The organism is Agaribacterium haliotis, from assembly GCF_002312815.1.
Taxonomy (GTDB): Bacteria; Pseudomonadota; Gammaproteobacteria; order Pseudomonadales; family Cellvibrionaceae; genus Agaribacterium; species Agaribacterium haliotis.
On record NZ_NKQJ01000003.1, the window covers coordinates 243,485 to 264,842 of the forward strand.

Genomic DNA, 21,358 nt, shown 5'->3' on the forward strand with positions numbered 1-21,358 from the left:
TTAAAATACGAGACCTGCTTCACAAAAAACAATAAAACAAGCCCGGCATCGCCGCAGGCGTAAGCAAAGCACCTGGTTAAATGGCCTGCTGTTTGCTTATTTTTCACGCGATCGCCAGCCAGAATGTAGATACGCTCAGCACAGCGGCAAAAAATACGGCGACGCAAGTGAACGTAATAACAAAAGTAAACGCCTAGCCAGCAATAAATACCACTTAAATACAAAGCAGAGGAAGAAAACTAATGTTAGTTTTGCGCAAGGATGACGCGGAAGAACGCACGTATTTTCGAGCGGACCGAATCTTCAGTGTCGGTCGTGAGTACTTTTTCAACACGCGCGAAGGCGATACGGTAGGCCCCTACCCGAGCAGTCAAGCGGCCCAGCGCGGTGTAGATCTCTATATACGCTGCCTGAACAAAGACGGCGAATCCGATATCTATGCCCAGAAAGTCGCCATGCAAGGTTTGTGGGCCAGCTCGAACTTCCGCTAAGTTTCACGGTTAAATACAAAGCCCGAGCAGCTTAACTGAGCCCCGCGCCAGCTAAGTTACTCGGGCTTTTTGTGTTAAAGCAACGGGGCGATCACCAGGCTGACAATTGCCATAACATTGATAAGAATATTCATTGACGGCCCCGAGGTATCTTTAAACGGATCACCGACGGTATCCCCAACCACTGCGGCCGCATGAACATCGCTGCCCTTGCCGCCAAAGTTACCTTTTTCTACATATTTTTTAGCGTTGTCCCAGGCGCCGCCGGCATTGGCCATCATCAGAGCCATTAGTACACAGCAAATTAACGCGCCGCCAAGCATGCCGCCCAGCGCTTCGGCACCGAGGCCAAAACCAACCACAACAGGCGCTGCCACCGCCAAAACCCCCGGGGCAATCATGCGCCTAAGTGCCGCGGTTGTGGCAATTTCAACACAGCGTTCGGTATCGGGTTTGGCTTTTCCCTCTAACAAACCTGGAATTTCTTTAAATTGCCGGCGAATTTCTTTGATCATATCAAACGCAGCATCGCCCACCGCTCTCATCGTCAAAGCACTGACAAAAAACGGGAACAGAGCACCGAGAAACATGCCCATCAATACGTGGGGGTTGCCAATATCAAGAATGAGCTCGGCGCCATCGACCTGCACAGTCTCAACATAAGCGGCAATAATCGCCAGCGCGGCAAGACCGGCTGCGCCAATCGCAAAACCCTTGCCGATGGCCGCCGTGGTATTGCCAACCTCGTCGAGACCATCGGTGATCTTCCTGGTCTCCTCGCCCATTTCTGCCATCTCTGCAATGCCACCGGCGTTATCGGCAATTGGACCGTAGGCGTCGATGGCCATGGTAATACCCACAGTGCTCAACATGCCCACCGCTCCTAGGCCGACCCCGAGCACACCGGCGCCCTCAGGCAGAACCATGCTGGCAAATAAAATAATGCCGGCAATCGTTAACACCGGTATCACCACACTTTCCATGCCCGTTGCCAAACCACTGATAATGACTGTTGCCGGGCCGGTTTCCCCATCTTTTGCAATTTTCTGCACGGGCTTGCTACCGGTGTAATACTCGGTGACCAAACCAATAACAATACCGCCGACTGCGCCAGAAATAACGCAGAACCACAGGCTGATGTCGATGTTCATTGCTGCTAACAATAGGTAGGCGGCAGCAATAAAGAGCAAGGTTGCACCGATGGTGCCAAAACGCAGGGCGACATCGGGGGCCTTTTTATTCATAAAACGCACCAGCAAAATGCCAAGCACTGAGCAAATTAGGCCCAAGCTAGGTAAAGCCAGCGGCACAAACATTAAACTGCCTTTATCTGCCGCCAACTGCGCCACCGTCGCTGCACTGAGTGTTGATGCAATGGCGATTGAGGCGATCATCGAGCCGCAGTAACTCTCAAAAATATCTGAGCCCATGCCGGCAATATCTCCGACGTTATCGCCGACATTGTCGGCAATCACCCCCGGATTACGCGGGTCATCTTCGGGAATACCCGCCTCAACCTTGCCAACTAAATCGGCGCCAACGTCGGCACTTTTGGTATAAATGCCGCCGCCAACACGGCTGAACAAAGCCACACTTGAGGCCCCCATGCCAAAACCGTGAATGGCCTCAGCGTGAGCAGGGTCGGAACCAAACCACAGATAGAGCACACCGAGGCCGAGTAAACCCATCGATGCAACACACAAACCCATAATCGAGCCGCCGGAAAAAGCGACACTTAAGGCACTTGCGGCCCCTTGCTCGTGCGCGGCAAGTGTCGTGCGCACATTGGCTTTGGTTGCGCTAAACATGCCCACATATCCGGCAAAAGCCGAGCACAGAGCACCGGTGATAAACGCAACCGGGGTTTGCCAGCTTTGAAAACCGACAAACAAAGCCACAGTGACAAACAAAACAAACAGCCCGAGTATGCTGTATTCGCGACGCATAAAAACCATCGCACCGCGGTGGATCTCACCGGCAATATCGGCAATGCGGCCCTCGCCGCCGGGAATTTTTACAATTGAAAAATAAATCAATAAAGCGATGGCAAGGCCGCCAAGGCCGAGTAGTGGTGGAAATAAAAACAAATCCATAGGTCCCCCAAATATTAGCGATATATCCTTAAGCGCTACTGCCAGCTTCGCTTAAAACCTAGCCCAAGCAGACTAATGCCTTAAACATAGCCTGACCAGAGTTATTCTTCCGCAGGCTGCGCCAGATCAAAGCCCAAACTCGCTTAAGTCCTGTGCTACAATCCGCGCGCACCCCGCGTTACCCGGCGCTCCCGCTTGGGCTGCGGATCGTGATTCAACTGTTTTTATAGGAAGAATTTATGAGCCTGCATCTGGTTCCTACCGGTGATAAAGCTCCGGAAGAAGTCAACGTCATCATCGAGATTCCAATGGGTGGCGAGCCGATCAAATACGAGATCGACAAGGACAGCGGCGCCCTGTTTGTTGACCGCATCCTCGGCACCTCTATGCGCTACCCTTGCAACTATGGGTATATCCCCCACACACTCTGCGGCGACGGTGACCCTGCCGATGTACTGGTGTTTATGAGCCGCCCTCTGCAACCGGGCTCTGTTGTTCGCTGCCGCCCAATCGGCATGCTAAAAATGACTGACGACGGCGGTGAAGACGCAAAAATCTTGGCTGTCCCCGTTAGTAAAATCACACCGTATTACGACAATGTGCAAGAAGCGGCCGACCTGCCAGAGATCAAACTCAAGCAGATCACTCACTTCTTTGAGCACTATAAAGATCTTGAAGAAGGCAAGTGGGTAAAAATTGAGGGCTGGACGGACGCAGCTGCCGCCAAGCAAGAGATTCGCGACTCAATTGAAAACTACAACAAAGAACCCGAAGCGCCGCGCTTCTAGTTTTTTGTCACTCGCAAGCAAAAAGCCGGGTTAAATACCCCAACACTGTTCACTTAATGATGTAACGAGATGGTAGGAGCGAAGCTGAGGTGGGTTTGATTGGGTCTCTGCCGCAAGGATGCGGCGGCGAAGCCCCCATGGACGGGTTTACGGCGCCCCAAGAAAGCCCGCATCAGCTTCGTTCCGGGAAGCTTGCACTTAAGTGAACAACATTGGGGCTAAATACCCGGCTTTTTTTGCATTGTTCACAAGCTCTGGAACAAATGGCCCAGACGCTACTGCAAGCTCAAATGACTGGTATCGGGCTGCAGCTCTTTTTTTTGCGTTTTTTCCTGGCCCAGGTCTGCGCCGGCCTCGGCGACACTTAAAGCACTGGTGTCGACCTCGACAGGATCCTGGCTTTCGCGCTCATCGTCGTTTAACAACTGCTCCCCGGCCGGGGCCAAGCTCGCCTCCAGTGCAATATCTCGCGCGACAAAGCTGTCTTTCTCTGCATCGTTGAGCAAGTCGCCTCCGGCGTCTTTGACACTCAGAGCACTGACATCAACATCGCGCGCCTCAAACTTCGTCTTTTCGTTGTCTTTTAATAAATCTCCGCCGGCTGGCGCCAGGCTAATCTTTGTTTCGCCGCTATCTGCGCTCGAGCCCTGCAGTGCGGGTTCTGGCGCAGGTTGTTGAGCCACTGGTTGTTGAGCCGCGGCCTGTGCCGGCTTGGCAACTGGTTTTGTACCGGTAGCGGCTGCAGCGCTAGCTGTTTTCGCTGTTTTTTCAGGCGCCTGTCCAGGCACATTAAATACCGCTTTGCCCGCGGTATTCGCTGCGGGCTTTTGCTCCCTGAGCTCCACAACGCAGCCGGCTTTTTTTATCGCAACGCGATACTTATTACCTGTGGCAAAATCCACACCCTTTTTTAACGCTATCTCTTTGCCAGAAAACAACTGCTCGACTTTGCTTTCGTTAATCTTAAACAGGTGAGCGATGTTTTTCTTGGCTTGAGCAAGTTCGGCGCCGCGAGCGAGCTCGCCTCGAAAAATTAAATCATAACGCTGCTCAGACATCTTTTTGCTCCTTAACTTCGCGAACTGTTGTGCTGTTTTTATTATAGGTACTGGAAAAGCCCAGCATGTTCTGCAGCTCGGACATTGAACGAGCGACAAATTCAGGCTCTAACGCTGCTAACGCTTCCGGCGCCTCGCCAGTTTCGCAGTAAAATACCAACTTCATACCCGCAGCTTTTGCTGCGCGCGCGCCAGTTAAGCTGTCTTCGATCACCCAGCAAAAATCGGCCGGCACTCCCATAGATTCGGCAGCGTACAAAAACAGGGCGGGGTCGGGCTTGCCGCTGCTCACATCCTCGGCGGAAAAGCGCTGCCGAGAGGAAAAATAAGGTGCCAGCTCGCAGGCCTTAAGTGAATTGGCTATTTTGGCGTGGCCGCCATTTGACGCCACACAATAACTTTTGCCCCGCTGACGCAACTGCTGTAGCAAAGCCTCGACACCATCTACCGCTGTTAGCTCTGCGCTAAAGCGCGCCTTGGTATTCGCTTTTAAGGCTCCGGCAAACGCCGGCGGCAGGCTGCCGCCCATCTGGGGTGCCAACCACTCGTAACACGCACTGAGGGTCCAGCCTTTAAAGCGCTCAAAACATGCCTCGGCGCTCATCGCAAAACCAAAGTCGGCGAGGGTATCGCTAAATACTTTTGCGCCGAGCAGTTCGCTATCGACCAAAACGCCGTCGCAATCAAAAATTATCAGCACAGGGAACCTCTGCCGTGCGTAAAACAAAACGCTCGACGATTTCGTCAAACATATCAACAACAATATTTTTCAGCTCAAACTCGCTGTGCTGTAACAGTTCACGCAGTTGCCGCCTGTCAAAGGCACGCATATAGTCGCAGGCAAGTGGAACATAACTGAGATGCCAGGGCTCCGGGGCGACGCCGCCGAGGTCTTCGGCATAGGGCCGATAAAAGTCGCTCTGTTTGCTTAGCCAGCCCGCCAACCAGCGGTACATCGGCGCAAACACACCGCCGCGCTCACACTCAGAGCTCAACAGCTCAAAACTCTGCCCGTCGCCCAGCGCGGCCCTATCGTAAATATCAAAGTCGCAGCCCCAGTGATGACGCGAAGCGCCCGGCAGCGCAGACCAGCGCAGTATCGCCAACACCAACTCGCGCTCGTTGAGTTTGCTGATATCGAGAACTTGCCCATCGCTGTCGAGCACCGGCCTTAAACCCCGCGCCTTGGCATTCCATATTGCAAGCTGCCGCTCAAAACCCCGGTGAGCGCTCGCCAGCTGCACATCAAAACCGCGCTCAGCCGCAGCCGCCTGCAACAGCGCAAGCGCACGCCAGGTTGCCGGGGCGAGCCACTGCTGCTGCCGCTGCTCCAGGCCATCACGACTCAAACCATAAAGAATTTTGTTACTTAACATGTCACAAAAACGATTATATTGCGCTAGAACTATATCTATGTATTATGAAGCCTTCGCGAGAGGAATTCGTGAAAGCAAAACAACAATACCACCATGACGCCAATAATAATAAGTGCGTGGGAGAGCGGAAAATGACTTCCGAACACAGTGAACTACTCGAACTAAAAAACCTCGGCATGGCTTCGGTCAACATCCTCAGAGCCATAGGTATCAACAATCAACAAGATCTGGATAGCATGGGCGCGGTTGAAGCGTACTGCCGTATTAAAAAGCGCGGCATTCACGTCAGCAAAGTTATGCTCTATGCCCTGCAAGGTGCACTGATGAATGTGCACTGGAATGACCTGAGCCCAGAGCTTAAAGAGCAACTTGTCAAAGAGGCTGATGAGCAAACCGTCATCAACTGAGCAACACTTTCTCTGCCCCCTTCAAGAGCTGGCCCAACAGCAAAGTCGCGCCTTTGAGATCGACGGCCAGGCGCTGTTTATCGTGCGCGAAGGCGAGCGCTGGTTTGCCTACCGCAACCGCTGCCCGCACCAGGGCATCAAACTCGACTGGGACAACGAGCAGTTTCTCGACTACGACGGAGAGCTTATTCAATGCGCCACCCACGGCGCACTGTTCCGTTTAGACACCGGCCACTGCGTCGCTGGACCTTGCGCTGGATCTAAATTAGAAGCGCTTAAACTGCTCGAGCAACAAGGCCAGCTATTTGTTGAACTAAACTGAAAAAATTGGATGAGCCAAGTGCTAAAAAGAGCTAGCGCTCTTTAGGCATATCTGGTAGCTTGCTCTCCTTTTCTCGCAGGGCCCTCTGCGCGGCCTGCGACTATGCTTGCATTCAGCTCGGTAAATAAGCCATGCAAGCACTGTTTATACAACGGATCATAAACAAGAAGGGCCAACTAATGCCTGATTCAAAAAACAGCTTTGCTTTACGTGACTTTACTCCCTACCAGGAGAAAGACGGCGAAGAATACATGAGCCCCGAGCAGAAAACCCACTTTCGCGGCCTGCTGCTCGACTGGCGCAAAGAGCTAATGGAAGAAGTTGATCGCACCGTTAGCCATATGAAAGACGAAGCTGCTAACTTTCCCGACCCGGCAGACAGGGCAAGCCAGGAAGAAGAGTTTAGTCTTGAGCTGCGCACCCGCGATCGCGAGCGCAAGCTGATCAAAAAGATCGACAAGACCCTCGAGCTTCTGGAAACCGAAGACTACGGCTATTGTGAAGCCTGCGGTGTTGAAATTGGCATCCGCCGCTTAGAAGCGCGCCCAACCGCTACGCTCTGTGTCGATTGTAAAACCCTGGATGAAATCAAAGAGAAACAAATTCTAGGTTAAGCCTTCCAACCCCGGCCAACGCCGGGGTTTTCATTTATGTCCCTACCAACAAGCTCGAGCTACCGCGGTCGTTTTGCCCCATCCCCATCCGGCCCCTTGCACCTGGGCTCGCTGCTTTGCGCACTCGCCTCCTGGCTGGATGCCCGCTACAACCGGGGGCAGTGGCTGGTTCGCATTGAAGATATCGACCCGCCGCGTGAGCAAGCCGGAGCGGACCTGGCAATACTCGAAAGCCTGCAAAAACACGGTTTGTACTGGGATGAAACACCAAGCTATCAAAGCCACAACCAGCAGCGTTACCGACAGCGCCTAGCTGAACTCGAAGCCGAGCAGCTTAGTTATCGCTGCAACTGCAATCGAAAACGCCTGCAAAGTTTAGCGAATCGATACGACGGTCACTGCCGCAATCTTAGTATTCCAGCCGAACAGGCAGCTGCCCTGCGCCTGAACTGCAGCAAAGCGTTTAAGCAAAGCACTATCGGCTTTGACGACTGGGCCCAGGGCCCCCAGAGTGAAGATTTACAGCTAAGTGGCGATTTCATCATTCACCGCAAAGATGGCCTGTTTGCGTATCAGCTCGCCGTGAGCTGCGACGATGTGGCCCAGAGCATTAACCACATTGTGCGCGGCAGCGACCTGCTCGAAACAACCTGCAAACAGCTGGCATTAATGCAACTGCAGCAAGCGGTGGCGCCCAACTACATGCATATACCGGTGCTGTGCAGCGAACCCGGGCTTAAGCTCAGCAAGCAAAATCACGCAGAGGCGCTCGACAACGATCGCGCGCTGGAAAATCTACTTTTAGTCTGCAAAGCGCTACATATGCCAATAAACTCTGCGCCAAATGAGCTTGCAGCTTTGCTTAACTGGGCAGTCGAACGATGGCCCAAATGCCGGCAGCAACTGCGCAACAAGCGAGAGCTACTGCTAAGCGAATTACGTTAAACTAGGCCCCAAATACAAGAAGCCAACTTTATGCGCCAAAGCCCCCTTTTGCTGATTTTGCTGCTGCTATTTATTTTTTCGCCGCGCCTGCTTGGCTGGTTGCTCAGCACAACCGGAGCCTGGTACCGCCCTTATATTATCTGGCTGGCCATCGTCATCATTGCCTATTTTGTGCAGCGTTCACTGGTGAAAAAACATGAGCTTTAGTTTTTTTGACGTTGCCCTGATCTGCCTGATCTACCTGAGCATCTTGTTTGCCATAGCCCTGGCGACCGAGCGCGGCATTATTCCGAGCAAGGTCGCTTCCCACCCTGTGGTCTACATACTTTCGCTCGGTATTTTTGCCAGCGCACTCAGTTATTACGGTGTGATTGAACTGGCTGAAAACTTCGGCTACGGCGCACTCGCCTACTACATGGGCACGGGCATGCTGTTTCTATTTGCCCCGGTTGCACTAAAACCGCTGATGGAATTAGCGCGGCGCTTTCAGATCACATCGATGGCCGACCTGCTGACCTTTCGTTACCACAGCCACGAAGTTGGCGGCCTGGTGACGCTGTGCATGTTGCTGGCGGTGATGCCACTTCTGAGCCTGCAAATTCAGGCCGTCGCCGATACCATTTTACTGCTGACCAACCAAAACCACGACCTCGAACGCGGTGTCGACAGCTTTGATACCCGCGATATGCTGGCTCTGGTCTACTGCGCGGTCATCGGCTGTTTTGCCCTGGTTTTTGGCGCCAACCGAGAACACCACAAAGGCCTGATCACCGCCATGGCTTTTGAATCGGTGGTCAAACTCTTTGGCATGCTGGCCGTGGGTGGTTTCAGTGTTTACGCTATTTTTGGCGGTATGGGCGGCCTCGATCAATGGCTCGCCGACCACCAGACCAACCTCGAATACCTCTACGAGCCGCTTAAGCACACCGAGAGCCACACCCTGCTGCTGGTATTTTTATCGACGGCCGTTGCCATGCCGCACATATTCCATATGGCGGTGGTTGAAAACCCGTTGCGCCATTCTACCTATACCGTGACCTGGGCCTTCCCGCTGTTTTTGTTGCTGATGGCCCTGCCCATTTTCCCCATACTCTGGGCCGGCTTGAGCTTTGGCAGCACCATCCCGAGTGAGTATTTCTCTCTTGCGGTGCCTCTGCTTGCGGAAAACACCACGTTTACCGTTATTAGTTTTGTCGCCGGGCTCAGCGCCGCCACTGGCGCCATCGTATCAATTTCACTGGCGATCTCGACCATGGTGATGAACCAGTGGATCTTGCCGGCCTCATCCCTAAGCGCCAAGCGCGAAGTCTATGGACAAATCGTACTGATACGCCGCGTGCTGGTTATCGCCGTGATAGCCTTGGCCTACCTATTTTACAGCGGCCTCGAAAACCGTTTTAGCTTAAGCCAGCTCGGCTTGATTTCATTTATTGCCGCGCTGCAGTTGCTGCCCGGTATTCTCTGTGTCACCTACTGGGCGCGCGCAAATCGCCAGGGTCTGCTCACCGGCCTCGCCATCGGCATGGGGATTTGGGCCGCAGGCTTGCTGTTGCCGATCTACATAGGCGAGCATGTAATTGAACTCGGTTTTGCCGGCCTCAGCCTCAAACTCGGCATCAGCCACTGGAGCGATATCGCGCTGTGGGCCACGTCGCTGAATGTATCAGCCTTTATTATTGTTTCCCTGTTGAGCAAACAGAGCAACGAAGAGCGCTACTCAGCCGAGCTCTGCTCGGAAGACGAGCTCAGTCACCCAGTGCGCATGGTGCTCGATATTCGCGACCCCGACGAAATGGTTGAGCGCCTCGGTGAGCGCATCGGTCGCAACACCGCTCGCATCGAGGTCGACCGCGCCCTGGCTCAGCTCAGCATGAACCCAAATGAGCGCCGCCCCTACGCCTTGCGCCGCCTGCGCGACGAAATCGAAGCCAATCTAAGTGGCCTGCTCGGTATTTCGCTCGCCACCGAGATCATGGACACACTCATCCCACTGCGAGTGCCCGAAGCCGAAGGTGCCACCGATATCAACCTTATCGAAGATCGCCTAAATCACTACCGCGAACACTTCAGCGGCCTTGCCGCCGAACTCGACAGCCTGCGCCTGTACCACCGCCGCACCCTCGAGCAACTGCCGATGGCCGGCCTCAGTGTCGGAAAAGACCGAGAAGTACTGATGTGGAACAACAGCATGCAGCAGCTCAGTGGCATCGCCAGCGAGCAGGTAACCGGCTCGCGTCTGGATGATGTACTTGAGCCCTGGGGGCCCTTGCTGGCGAGCTTTGTTGATCTCGATGTCGACCACACTCACAAAGAGCAGGTTGAGATCGCCGACAGCCAGCGCTGGCTCAACCTGCACAAGGCCAGTATTCCCTCGTCACTTGAACATCAAATCGACGGCCAGGTCATCTTGCTCGAAGACGTTACCGAGCTGCAAATGCTCGAAGACGAACTGCTGCACAGCGAACGACTGGCCTCGGTCGGCCGGCTCGCCGCCGGCGTTGCCCACGAAATCGGCAACCCCGTTACCGGCATCGACAGCCTTGCACAAATTCTCAAATACGAAACCGACGACCCGGAAATCATCGAAACCGCCGACCAGATCTTGAGCCAAACCAAACGCGTTAGCCGCATCGTGCACTCGCTGGTCAGCTTCAGCCACGCCGGGCGCAACCGCGGCAGCGAGTACGAAGCCTGCAACTTGCGCGAGTGTGTGCAAGAGGGCATGAACCTGATTGCCCTGCAGAAAGAAAAAGCGCAAATGCTGTTTGTCAACGAAGTGCCGGAGTACGTTCAAGTACTCGGCGACAGCCAGCGCCTGATTCAAGTTTTTGTCAATTTGCTCGGCAACGCGCGCGACGCCTGTGAAGAGGGAACAAAAGTCAGTGTGATCGTCGAGCAGGTCGCCAAAGAAGTCTCTTTTGCGGTCACCGACGAAGGCCCCGGCATCGCCCCAGAGATTCAAGACCGCATCCTCGAACCCTTCTTTACAACAAAGGATCCGGGGGAAGGCACCGGCCTGGGCCTGGCCATGGTGTACAGCATCATCGAAGATCACAATGGCCAACTCGAGCTTATTAGCCCCGTCGACAAGGTGTTACAGCGCGGCACAAAGTTTGTGATAAAATTGCCCAATGCCCTTGCATCTGCTGAAACCCTAAGTAACACTAGCAGCTAAACGTAACTCCGCAGTGGCCCAATAATAATTCTTTTGCACTCACGGATGACAGCGAATTCAGAGCATCCGTGGCGAGCAATATCCGCCTCGTTAAGCGCTACACGCAGGCGGAATCAAGTAGGTAACACAACTTATGAGCAAAATTCTGATCGTTGAAGACGAAGTCATTATTCGCACCGCTCTGCGCAAGCTGCTAAGCCGCAATAAGTACGAAGTCGTCGAAACCGGTTCTGTTGCCGAAGCGACCAAACAGAAAATAGACACCTTTGATCTCATAGTTAGTGATTTGCGCCTGCCCGGCGCACCAGGCACAGATTTAATCAAACTAGCCGGCGATGTTCCGGTGCTGATTATGACGTCCTACGCCAGCCTCCGCTCGGCCGTCGACTCCATGCGTATGGGCGCTGTCGACTACATCGCCAAACCCTTTGACCACGAAGAGATGATTGCCGCCGTCAAGCGCGCACTAGGCAAAGGCACCAAAAGTGCGGCGATAAAGAAAAGCCCCGAAGATAAAGATACGCCGATAGACGGCATGATTGGCACCAGCGCCATTATGCGCGAGGTCTACAGCAAAATTCACAAAGTCGCGCCAACCTCGGCGACGGTTTTGGTGCTGGGTGAGACCGGCACCGGCAAAGAGCTAGTCGCCAACGCAATTCACAGCGAAAGCCCGCGCAAAGACAAGCCACTTATTAGCGTCAACTGCGCCGCCATCCCCGAAACGCTGATTGAGGCCGAACTCTTTGGCCACGAAAAAGGCGCTTTTACCGGCGCCGCCGCCAATCGCGAAGGCCTTGTTGCCGCCGCCGATGGCGGTACGCTCTTCCTCGACGAGATCGGCGAGCTACCGCTCGAAGCGCAAGCCCGCCTGTTGCGGGTTTTGCAAGAGGGTGAAGTCAGGCCGATAGGCTCAACAGAAAGCCACAAAGTTGATGTGCGCCTGGTAGCTGCAACCCACCGAGATCTCGCAGCTCTGGCCAGAGAGGGCAAGTTCCGCGAAGATCTTTATTTCCGCATCAACGTTGTGCAACTGCGCCTGCCGCCACTGCGCGAACGCGGCAAAGACATACTGTTACTTGCGGAAACTTTTATTAAACGTTTTTGCACAGAAATGCTGCGCCCGCCGCTCACCTTAACGCCGGAGGCCATTCAGGCCATCACAACCTACCCGTGGCCAGGCAATATTCGCGAACTCGAAAACGCCATGCAGCGCTCGGTCATCCTCTGCGATAACGATGAGATCATCGATCACACTCACCTCGCCATCGATCACGAACTGGTCAAAGTTGACGATAGCCCCAGCGCCGAGCCCGAGGCCGCAAAAGCCAACGTTAGCGAAGCCAACGAAGACCTTAGTCTCGAAGACTATTTTCAGCGCTTTGTACTGGAACACCAGGATCATATGAGTGAGACAGAGCTCGCTAAAAAGCTCGGTGTCAGCCGCAAATGCCTGTGGGAGCGACGCCAGCGCCTCGGCATTCCCCGCCGCAAGCCGACCCAGGGCAAAAAAGCCTAAGGGCACTGGCACTCTCATTAACGACAGCGATAACACCTGGCCTTAACAACAGCGGTAACAGCAGGCCGGCTCGGCAAAAAACAAGCTGTGCCGCGCCTTTATTGCGAAGCTTAGCGGCGAGGCTTCGCACCAAGCCTCAGTACCGAAGCTTTGAACCAAATTCGCACCGCGGGCAAGCAGCCAACACAAGCTAAACAGCTGTGTTTAACCAGTGCTTTCGCCCCCGCTTCCAAACTTACCACTCTTTAGCCTATTTATTACGGGAACTTAGTCTTAACACTCCGGTCTTAAAAGCAACGACAACACAGCGAGTGCTGTTAAACGTTTTACTATTTTTTAGCCCGCCACGGCCTCCCAAGTGTCGTGTTACCGCTATTTGCTGCAAGTAACAAACTACGCCACCCATGGTAACGAGCAGCCATAGCCAAAGTGAATAAAACCACCCACCAAAAAAGCTAAACCTTTGTTTATTAAAGGTTTTTCACTATTGGCACGCGCCATGCTCTTATTACCGACATAATAAAAACAATAAAGAATAAGAACAAAAGACAACATAGCGAATAACAACAATAAATAATAATAAGAACAGCAAACTGCATAGACATAACAACAATAAATAATAAGAACAAAGTAAGACTGACTAACAACAACAAATAATAAAAACAGACACAACGTATAACCAACTTGCGTACCTTAGGAAGGGCTTGCTTGCCAAGCAAAACGCGGACATGGACGTTAGACATTCTTAATAAGAATAAAAATAAGCACCGAATTCGACGGGAAAGCCTTGGCTTTCCCGTTTTCGTATGTGCAATTGCTATGCCGCCACAGTATCAAGCTGTGCTAGAATCCAGCCCTTCGAGCCCTGCCAGCAGGATGCCTTCTCGTTTCACGTCATTATGCTAAAAAAACTGAAGAAACTGTTCCGCCCCAATACAAAGCCGCTTACCGCCACGCGAGTCAGCGGTCGCGAAAACGGCATAGATAAGCGCGACATCAGCCACAACGCGCTCAAAGTCATTGAGCTGCTGCAAGACGCTGGTTGGCAAGCTTACCTGGTTGGCGGCGGTGTGCGCGACTTGCTCCTGGGCGGCCACCCCAAAGACTTCGACGTTGCGACTGACGCCACCCCCGAACAAGTGCAAAAGGTGTTTCGCCGCGCGCGCATCATCGGTCGCCGTTTTAAAATTGTTCATGTGCGCATGGGCAGAGAAGTTATCGAAGTGACAACTTTTCGCGGCTCACACGAAGAAGCCAGTGGTAAGCAACACGCCGTACAGAGCGACAAGGGCATATTGCTGAGGGACAATGTCTACGGCGATCTATGTTCCGACGCCTGGCGCCGCGACTTCAGCATCAACGCTCTGTATTACGACCCGAGCGACGACAGCATTGTTGACTACTGCAACGGCCTTAGCGCACTCAAGCAAAAAAGCCTGAGCATTATTGGCGAGCCCGACGCACGCTACAAAGAAGACCCGGTGCGCATGCTCAGAGCTATTCGCTTTATGAGCAAGCTGGGCTTCAGCCTCGATGCGGCCAGCGAACAGCCTATTCGCGAACACAGTGACTACCTGCTTGAAATCCCTCCGGCGCGCTTGTTTGAAGAAGTACTCAAGCTGTTTATGAGCGGCCGAGCCGAAGCCATACTCGAGCAACTGCACCACTACCATCTACTCGAACACCTGTTTCCGGCCGCTGCCGACGTTTTTAACCGCGATGAAAGCCAGGCCAAACGCTTACTTCTGTGCGCCGCCGCCAACACCGATGAGCGCTTAGCTCAGGGCAAGCGTGTCACGCCGGCCTTTATTTACGCTGCATTCCTGTGGCCGCGCCTACAGCAGCAGATGCAGGCGCTGCGCAGCCAGCACCGCGGCGGCGAGCAAGAACTGCTGAATAAAGCCGCCACCGGCGTTATTTCTGAACAGCTGCAGCGCACCGCCATCCCCAAGCGCTTTCTTATCCCGATGAGAGAGATCTGGACCTTACAACTTCGGCTGCCCCGGCGCGATGGTCGCCGCGCCTATACCCTGCTTGAACATCCGCGCTTTCGCGCCGCTTACGACTTCTTATTGCTGCGCGAACAAAGCGGTGAAGAGCTCGGCCAGCTAGGGCACTGGTGGACGGAGTTTCAGGTGGCCTCCGAAGAGCGGCGCCAGGCCCTGCTCGAATCCGCCCGCAATAGTCAGGCACCGCGCAAGCGCAAGCGACCGCGTAGGCGCAAACCCGCCAAAAATAATGACTAAACTGGCCTACTGCGGTCTCGGTGCCAACCTTGAGCAGCCCATTGAGCAAATAAACTTTGCCCTGCGAGCACTGGCCACCAGCGACGGCATCCAAGTTCTGCGCTGCTCATCCTTTTATGGCAGCACCGCCGTCGGCCCCGGAGAGCAGCCCGACTACGTCAACGCCGTTGCCGAACTGACGAGCGAGCTGAGCGCCGCCGAACTGCTGCAGCGCTTCCACCAAATCGAAGCGGACTGCGGGCGCCAGCGCACGCTTCGCTGGGGGCCGCGAACCCTGGATCTCGACTTGCTCTGGTACGACAACCAGCAAAGTGAGCGCGCTGATTTGTTACTGCCCCACCCGCGAATTCGCGAGCGAAATTTTGTATTATGGCCCTGGCGCGAACTCAATCCCGATTTGGACATTTGCGGACTTGGCCGTGTCGACAGCCTCGCTTCACGCGTGAGCGGCGACGGCCTCTGGCGACTGCCTGCGCAAACACGCGCAGCAGATAAACAAAAAAAAGGGGAAACACCGTGAGCGACAGCCAGCTCCAGGGCTTAAGTGCCGCTGAGCTTCCGCGCTTTATTGCCATAGAAGGCTGTATCGGCGTAGGGAAAACAAGCCTCGCCCAGCGCCTGGCCGAGAGCTTTAGCGCAGATGCCATTCTCGAAAAGACCAGCAGCAACCCCTTTCTCGATCGTTTTTATAAAAACGAGCGCAACAGCGCCCTGCCGACCCAGCTGTTTTTTTTGTTCCAGCGCACACAGCAGCTCAATGATCTGTGCTCAGAGGACCTGTTTCAAAAACCTAAAGTTGCCGACTTCCTGATCGACAAAGACCCACTGTTTGCCGAAGTAACACTCGATGACGACGAGCTCAAACTCTACCGGCAGATCTATCAGCAAACGCAAATTGAGGCTCCGAGGCCCGACCTCGTCGTATATCTGCAAGCTCCGATAGACGTGCTCCAGGCCCGTATTGAACAGCGCGGCGTCGCCAACGAACAGTTGATCAATAACGATTACCTAAGCGCGCTCAACGACGCCTACGCGCGCTTTTTTCATTTTTATGAGCAAAGCCCTTTGTTGATTGTCAATGCAACCGAAATTGACTGGATCAATAATGAGCAGGACTACCAGAACCTGGTGAACTACCTTTTGACCATCCGCTCCGGCCGCCATTATTACAACCCGCGACCGGCCATGTTTTAGCGAGAACAATTATGGCCTACGCCTCTACGTCGCTGGATAAAAAAACCAGCATACTGACCCTTCAAAAAATGAAACAAGAAGGGCAGAAATTTGTCACCGTTGCACTTTACGACGCGCCGATGGCCGCAATGGCTCAGCACAGTGGCGTTGAAGTGTTATTAGTGGGCGACAGCTTGGGCATGACCGTACTCGGCTTCGATTCGACCGTGCCCGTTACCATGGAACACATGATCTATCACGTCGAAGCCGTGAGCCGCGGCAGTGACAAATGCCTGATTATGGGCGATCTGCCATTTATGAGTTACGCCACCGTCGACGACGCCATGCGCAACGCCAGTCGCTTAATGCAGGCCGGCGCGCACATGGTCAAACTCGAGGGCGGCAGCTGGTGTGCCGATATCGTCAGCAAACTCAGCGACCGGGGCATTCCGGTCTGCGCTCACATCGGCCTAACCCCCCAGTCGGTAAACAAGTTTGGCGGCTTTCGGGTCCAGGGTCGCGATGAACAGGGCGCACGCAAACTGATGCACGACGCCAAAGTGCTGGAAAAGGCCGGTGCCGATATTCTGTTACTTGAATGCGTACCGGCGGCGCTGGCCAAAGAAATAACCGAACAGATGAGCATTCCGACCATCGGCATTGGCGCCGGCAAAGACTGCGACGCGCAAGTACTGGTTATTAACGATATTCTCGGCTTAACGCCACAGCCGCCGAAATTCTCTAAAAATTTCTTAGTCGAGAGTAAAGATATTCCCGGTGCACTGGGCAAATATGTCGAAGACGTAAAAAACGCTCAGTTTCCCGCAGACGAGCATATCTTTAACTAAGGCCCTCGTGGGGCTTATCCGTATCCGGATTAAAGTTGCGCAGTAAATAGTTGTTTTCTATGTACTGCGCCGTTTCCGCTTTTGCAAAGAAGTGCCCTTGCAACTGATTTACCCCGAGCTGACAGCAGAGCTCTACTTGCTCCACACTCTCGGTACCGACAACCACAGTTTCAATATTTAAGGCCTGGATCATCTTAACCACACTCGCAAACAGAGCTCGGTCTTGCTCGCTGCTGTGTGGGCCGGGTAAAAAACTGCGCTCAATTTTTATCAAATCAAACGGATAATCGCGCAAATTGGCAATCGAAGAAAGGCCGGCACCAAAATCGCCAAGCGCAACTTTACAACCCAACGCACGCAGCGCATCAATATTTTTTCTAACTTCGGGGTGCAAACCGTTTAACGCAAGCTCGGATACTTCAAAAATAAACTGCGAAGCCTCGGCGCCGTAACGCGGCAACAATTCTTGTAGCAGCGGTGTTAAACCGCGATCAGAAAGCTGCACCGGGCTCAAATTAATGGACATAAATGCTCGGTGGTTGTGCTCTTTGGCCCAGCGAACCTGCTGGCGCATCGCACGCTCAATCAACCAGCGGCCGAGCTGCAAAATTAACTTCGACTCCTCAGCAATTGGCAAAAACTCTTCGGGGCTGCGCAGCCCCCCAGCATCGTGCCACTGCAAAAAAACCTCGTAACCACCTAGCTCGTGACTGAGTGCCGAATACACCGGCTGGTAGGTCAGGCTAAAGCGGTGATTGTCGATCGCCTGCCTAAGCTCCTGTTCAATTTCGTAGCGCGATGCAAACTGTTGCTGCATTTCTTCTTCAAAAAAGCAGGCCTGATTTTTACCCTTTTTCTTTGCCCGATACATTGCAATATCGGCGTGTTTAACAAGCTCTTCGGCATTTTCGCCATTGTCGGGGTGCAGCGCGATGCCGATGCTTGCACCCGATGTAAACGAGCGGCCTTTAATTTCAAACGGCGTTTCCAGCACCAACAATATACGCTGAGCAACACGGCTCGCCTCGAGCTCAGAACTCAAATTGCCGAGGCTGATTGCAAACTCATCACCGCCGAGGCGGGCAAATAACTCACTGCCGCGCAAACAGGCGTGAATGCGCTTAACAACTCTCTGCAGCAACAAGTCGCCGACATCGTGGCCGAAGTTGTCGTTGACATACTTAAAATTGTCGAGGTCAATCAGCAGCAGCGCAACCTTATAGTCTGCTCGGCGGTTATTGGCGATGGTAAACTTTAACGATTCATCAAAAAGATGGCGGTTGGCCAAACCGGTCAAGGCGTCGCGCTCAGCGAGCTGTTTAACCTTGGCATAGCTCTCCTGCAACTGCTTTTCGAGCTCGAAGCGCGTTTGCGCATGCAAGATCGAGCGCCTTAACCGCGATGCGGTAATTTCAGTTTTAAGGATAAAATCCTGCGCGCCTGCGCGTATGGCATCGAGCGCAACTTGCTCGTCTTCGCTGTTGCTCATCATCACAATTGCCGAGCGACAATCGGGATAGCCATCGCGAATAGCAATCACCAGCTCAATGCCGTCTTTGCCCGGCATGCGAAAATCAATCAGGACAAGGTCAAAATCTTTCTTATCGAATAGGGCCAAGCCCTCGTCAACCGTTTGGGCCTCGACCAATTCATAGGTCATCGAGCCCAGATGTAGGGCCCGCTTGACAATTTGGCGGTCGACAGTGTCATCGTCGACAATGAGTATGCGCATATTATTCTTCCAATGCCTCGTTCTGCACAGGCCAATAGAGTACAACCGTCGTTCCCCGGCTGCCGTCCGACTCAATTTCTACGTGACCGCCAAAGTGCTCTATTGTTTTTTTAACTAAAGCAAGGCCCATGCCGCTACCTTCTATGCTGTCTCGCGGCTTGAGTGTCTGAAACATTTCCAGCGCTTTGTTTTGCAGCTCCGGTTGAATACCTGGGCCATTATCGGCAACACGAATCACATAATAGCGACGTTCCCGACCGAGGCTAACTTTAATCCAGCCCTTGTTTTGATCGTGGTGCTTGATCGCGTTGCTCATCAAGTTGCGCAGCACCAGCTCCAGCGGCACACGCGGTAAGTTAAGTTCGGCCTTCTCAACTTGCAGCTCAAAATCATCGGGCTTGTCGAGGATGTCAAAAATACCGAGGCACAGTTGGTTTAAGTCGATAAATTCCGACTTGCGCTCGAAGCGGGCAACACGACTATAAAGTAATAAATCATTTAGCAGCGTCATCATTCGGTCGGCGCGACTTTTAAGTAATTGTAAATTTTCTCGACTCGAATCATTTAGTTGCGCCGCGCTGTCTTCTTCTATCCAACTTGCGATTTTTTTAATAGCATTTAGTGGCGACTTAAGGTCGTGGGAAGCGATATAAGCAAACTGGTCGAGATCGGCATTGCTTCGCTCAAGTTCAAGATTGCGCCGCTCTAACTCCAGCGCCAGCGCTTTGCTCTGGTCGATATCACTTATTTGAGTGACAAACAGTAAAACGCCACCGTCTTCATCGAGCACTGCGGTGGTCGACATCAACCCCCAGATCGAAACACCGCCGCGTTTAATATACTGCTCTTCACGGGTAATATTGCGCAGCTCGCCCTCTCGCATTTTGGCAAGCCCTGAGCGCGCTGCCGTGCGATGCCGCTGGGCAACAATATCAACCAAACTCATCTTTAACAGTTCTTCAGCGTCGTAATTTAGCCAGTGACACATGGCCTCGTTTACTTCCAGCAAATAACCTTCCGGGCTGACAATTGCAAAAGCCTGAGATGAGGTGTGAATAGCCGTGTTGAGCAGGCGTTCTTTTTCCGCTAGCTTGCGCTCGGTGGCTCGCTGCTCGGTAAGATCTCTGAGAACCCCGGTAAAAAACCACTCGCCATCTGAGCTTGCGCGCGCAACCATTATTGAAACGGGAAAGCTCTCACCACTTTGGCGCTTGCCTTCGAGCTCGCGCTCTTTCGAGCGAATACTCCTCATTTTATCTTTTTGCACACCGGCTTCAGCGACATATCTATCGTGGTGTACCGAGTAGTGAAACGGCATCAGCATATTGACACTTTTCCCCAGGGCATCTTGCTCGGCATATCCAAACATTTTTTCGGCAGCGCGATTAAACGAGAGAATCTCGCCCGTTTCACTGATCGAAATAATGGCATCGCTGACCGACGATAAAATCGCCTGCAGGCGCTCGGCCGCCTGTTTAGCCTGGCGCGTTCGCACCTCAACCATTTTCTTTAAGTAGAGTTGAGCCTGAGATATTTCAGCACACATGCTGTTGATAACATTGCCGAGCTGGGCGAGCTCATCAGCACCGTTAATATTTGCCCGCTGCTCGTAGTCGCCTTGGGCAAACGCCCCGGTCACCCGGTTTAGCTGTTTAATGCGATTTAATAAAATACGCTTAAGGCCAAAAGCCAGGGCCAGGCAGAACAGCACTAGCAGCAATAACATCAACAGCCAGCTTCTCTGCAGTGAACGCTGATAAGCCTCGGCGCCTGCTGGGCTGAAGTTCAAATAAAACTGCTGACCTGCAAGCTGGTATTCACGCCTGTAAGTCTCGAACTCGCCAGTTTCACCCAAGTGGCCGCGTCGCAGCAACTCAACCCCAGCTGCAGTTTTTAGTTCTACATAATTAAATGGGATAAAACTCAACTCGTCGCCAAATTGCGCTAGCGGCTCACTGAGGTTGGTGACATAGAGCAACCAGCGAGTTTGAGTACCTGAAGCAAAACGGCTCAAGGTCAACAGGTAAGTGTCACCGGAAAAGCTCAGCACACTCTGTTCGGCCCACTGCGTTGCCAGTTTTGTCAGCGCCCTTTGCAAAGCAGCTTCAAAGCTTGCATCGACTAAACCGAGCTCAATTCGCCCCATGGCGTTAACAACAAAAATTGACTCCGGTGCAAAGACAAAATCAACCCTTGAGGCCAAAGCTTTTAACTCATAAACCCAATCTTCGTTACTGCCGTGATTTTTATTGCTTAACAACTGGGCTAACAAGCGCGAGCTAAGCTTGGCGCTGTCGAGCTGGCGATCAAGCTCCGCCCTCAGGCTAAAATCAAGCTGATCAAATAATAACTGGTCGCGCTCGGCCCGCTGCTGGCTGCGCTGCTCAAATTGCATCAAAGCGAGCAATGACATCAGCGGCAAAACGCAAACCAGTGCCAACAGGCTAATTTTTTGGCTGAGACGCAAGGATTTGAGCATGCAGACCCGGGCAACTGGAATGAGTGGCTGCACAGGCAGCTACATCAAAGAATAGAAGAGGCCGCAGGCGCTCGCCAGCAGCGGGCCCCAAG

19 protein-coding genes are annotated in these 21,358 nt (G+C 53.3%); 13 read left to right on the forward strand and 6 right to left on the reverse strand.

Translation table 11 applies throughout. From position 1 onward, the window contains the following. The first annotated feature begins 242 nt into the window (after positions 1 to 242). Positions 243 to 491: a DUF6316 family protein gene (locus tag CFK45_RS05560; protein ID WP_143247483.1), complete on the forward strand. Its 249-nt coding sequence runs from the start codon at positions 243 to 245 to the stop codon at positions 489 to 491. A gap of 74 nt (positions 492 to 565) precedes the next feature. Here the strand turns inward: CFK45_RS05560 and CFK45_RS05565 are convergent, their stop codons facing one another. Further along, a complete protein-coding gene (locus CFK45_RS05565) occupies positions 566 to 2,584 on the reverse strand; it encodes a sodium-translocating pyrophosphatase (RefSeq protein ID WP_096085432.1) in 2,019 nt (672 codons plus the stop codon). Positions 2,585 to 2,823: 239 nt separating this feature from the next. Here CFK45_RS05565 and ppa point away from each other — a divergent pair, with 239 nt between their 5' ends. Beyond that, the gene (gene ppa, locus CFK45_RS05570) at positions 2,824 to 3,372 is read left to right on the forward strand and encodes an inorganic diphosphatase (protein WP_096085433.1); all 549 of its coding nucleotides are present in this window, start codon (positions 2,824 to 2,826) and stop codon (positions 3,370 to 3,372) included. Positions 3,373 to 3,647: 275 nt separating this feature from the next. Here the strand turns inward: ppa and CFK45_RS05575 are convergent, their stop codons facing one another. Genes CFK45_RS05575 through CFK45_RS05585 form a run of 3 tightly spaced genes read right to left on the reverse strand, consistent with a single transcriptional unit; the run spans position 3,648 to position 5,806 of the window. Then, positions 3,648 to 4,430, reverse strand: a complete 783-nt coding sequence (locus CFK45_RS05575; RefSeq protein ID WP_096085434.1) for a hypothetical protein — start codon at positions 4,428 to 4,430, stop codon at positions 3,648 to 3,650. Beyond that, positions 4,423 to 5,130: an HAD family hydrolase gene (locus CFK45_RS05580; RefSeq protein ID WP_096085435.1), complete on the reverse strand. Its 708-nt coding sequence runs from the start codon at positions 5,128 to 5,130 to the stop codon at positions 4,423 to 4,425. Before CFK45_RS05580 ends, CFK45_RS05575 begins: the two co-directional genes overlap by 8 nt. Beyond that, positions 5,114 to 5,806 (reverse strand): M15 family metallopeptidase, encoded by a 693-nt coding sequence (locus CFK45_RS05585; protein WP_096085436.1) that lies wholly within the window; start codon positions 5,804 to 5,806, stop codon positions 5,114 to 5,116. Before CFK45_RS05585 ends, CFK45_RS05580 begins: the two co-directional genes overlap by 17 nt. Positions 5,807 to 5,937: 131 nt before the next feature. On the opposite strand from CFK45_RS05585, the gene CFK45_RS05590 reads away from it, so the two are divergent. The 11 genes from CFK45_RS05590 to panB all read left to right on the forward strand — a co-directional run bounded on the left by CFK45_RS05590 (position 5,938) and on the right by panB (position 17,055). Continuing rightward, complete coding sequence (locus CFK45_RS05590) at positions 5,938 to 6,213, forward strand: TfoX/Sxy family protein (RefSeq protein WP_096085437.1); 276 nt, start codon at positions 5,938 to 5,940, stop codon at positions 6,211 to 6,213. After that, positions 6,191 to 6,535, forward strand: coding sequence for a Rieske (2Fe-2S) protein (locus tag CFK45_RS05595; protein WP_096085438.1), 345 nt, complete (start codon positions 6,191 to 6,193; stop codon positions 6,533 to 6,535). The genes CFK45_RS05590 and CFK45_RS05595 overlap by 23 nt, the downstream gene beginning before the upstream one ends. Before the next feature lie 179 nt (positions 6,536 to 6,714). Next, entirely contained in the window at positions 6,715 to 7,149 is a 435-nt protein-coding gene (gene dksA / locus CFK45_RS05600; protein ID WP_096085515.1) for an RNA polymerase-binding protein DksA, read from the forward strand. 36 nt (positions 7,150 to 7,185) lie between these two features. Then, on the forward strand, positions 7,186 to 8,094 hold the full coding sequence (gene gluQRS / locus CFK45_RS05605) for a tRNA glutamyl-Q(34) synthetase GluQRS (protein WP_096085439.1): 909 nt from the start codon (positions 7,186 to 7,188) through the stop codon (positions 8,092 to 8,094). Positions 8,095 to 8,124: 30 nt separating this feature from the next. Beyond that, positions 8,125 to 8,301, forward strand: a complete 177-nt coding sequence (locus CFK45_RS18550) for a hypothetical protein (RefSeq protein ID WP_192870737.1) — start codon at positions 8,125 to 8,127, stop codon at positions 8,299 to 8,301. Further along, the gene (locus CFK45_RS05610; protein ID WP_096085440.1) at positions 8,291 to 11,269 is read left to right on the forward strand and encodes a sensor histidine kinase; all 2,979 of its coding nucleotides are present in this window, start codon (positions 8,291 to 8,293) and stop codon (positions 11,267 to 11,269) included. Before CFK45_RS18550 ends, CFK45_RS05610 begins: the two co-directional genes overlap by 11 nt. A gap of 133 nt (positions 11,270 to 11,402) precedes the next feature. Further along, the gene (locus CFK45_RS05615) at positions 11,403 to 12,788 is read left to right on the forward strand and encodes a sigma-54-dependent transcriptional regulator (RefSeq protein WP_096085441.1); all 1,386 of its coding nucleotides are present in this window, start codon (positions 11,403 to 11,405) and stop codon (positions 12,786 to 12,788) included. Positions 12,789 to 13,687: 899 nt separating this feature from the next. Then, positions 13,688 to 15,034, forward strand: coding sequence for a polynucleotide adenylyltransferase PcnB (pcnB, locus tag CFK45_RS05625; protein WP_096085443.1), 1,347 nt, complete (start codon positions 13,688 to 13,690; stop codon positions 15,032 to 15,034). After that, a complete protein-coding gene (gene folK, locus CFK45_RS05630) occupies positions 15,027 to 15,554 on the forward strand; it encodes a 2-amino-4-hydroxy-6-hydroxymethyldihydropteridine diphosphokinase (protein ID WP_096085444.1) in 528 nt (175 codons plus the stop codon). The genes pcnB and folK overlap by 8 nt, the downstream gene beginning before the upstream one ends. Continuing rightward, complete coding sequence (locus CFK45_RS05635; protein ID WP_096085445.1) at positions 15,551 to 16,228, forward strand: deoxynucleoside kinase; 678 nt, start codon at positions 15,551 to 15,553, stop codon at positions 16,226 to 16,228. The genes folK and CFK45_RS05635 overlap by 4 nt, the downstream gene beginning before the upstream one ends. Before the next feature lie 11 nt (positions 16,229 to 16,239). Next, positions 16,240 to 17,055 (forward strand): 3-methyl-2-oxobutanoate hydroxymethyltransferase, encoded by an 816-nt coding sequence (gene panB / locus CFK45_RS05640; protein WP_096085446.1) that lies wholly within the window; start codon positions 16,240 to 16,242, stop codon positions 17,053 to 17,055. Here panB and CFK45_RS05645 read toward each other — a convergent pair. After that, complete coding sequence (locus CFK45_RS05645) at positions 17,048 to 18,787, reverse strand: putative bifunctional diguanylate cyclase/phosphodiesterase (RefSeq protein ID WP_096085447.1); 1,740 nt, start codon at positions 18,785 to 18,787, stop codon at positions 17,048 to 17,050. The genes panB and CFK45_RS05645 overlap by 8 nt on opposite strands. A gap of 1 nt (position 18,788) precedes the next feature. Beyond that, positions 18,789 to 21,299, reverse strand: a complete 2,511-nt coding sequence (locus CFK45_RS05650) for a PAS domain S-box protein (RefSeq protein WP_143247484.1) — start codon at positions 21,297 to 21,299, stop codon at positions 18,789 to 18,791. Positions 21,300 to 21,358 lie beyond the last annotated feature (59 nt).